This window comes from Motilimonas thetidivivens (assembly GCF_046452435.1).
Classification (GTDB): domain Bacteria; phylum Pseudomonadota; class Gammaproteobacteria; order Enterobacterales; family CBDFNC01; genus Motilimonas.
The window spans coordinates 1-217 of record NZ_JBKFDK010000093.1 but is presented as its reverse complement, the minus strand read 5'-3'; the positions used below and the strand labels follow the sequence as shown (position 1 = coordinate 217).

General features: G+C 48.4%; 1 protein-coding gene. It reads right to left on the bottom strand.

The genetic code is table 11. The annotated features are described in order from the left end of the window. Nucleotides 1-10: 10 nt before the first annotated feature. The coding region (locus tag ACK8OT_RS19385) for a tyrosine-type recombinase/integrase (RefSeq protein WP_410198148.1) at nt 11-217 on the bottom strand (207 nt) is incomplete at its 5' end.

Genomic DNA, 217 nt, shown 5'->3' with positions numbered 1-217 from the left:
ATAAAGGTACTCATGAGTTTGCCCACATCAACACCAGTTTATCGGCCAGTAGGTTCACTGCCAACACGCAGTTGGCTTGCTTTACTTGCGTTAAATGCGTGTAACGAGCGGTGGTATTCAAGCTGGCATGACCGAGCAGGGCTTGCAATGAGCGCAAATCTAAGCCTTGCTCAAGCAAATGGGTGGCATAACAATGGCGTAATGAATGGGGGCTAAT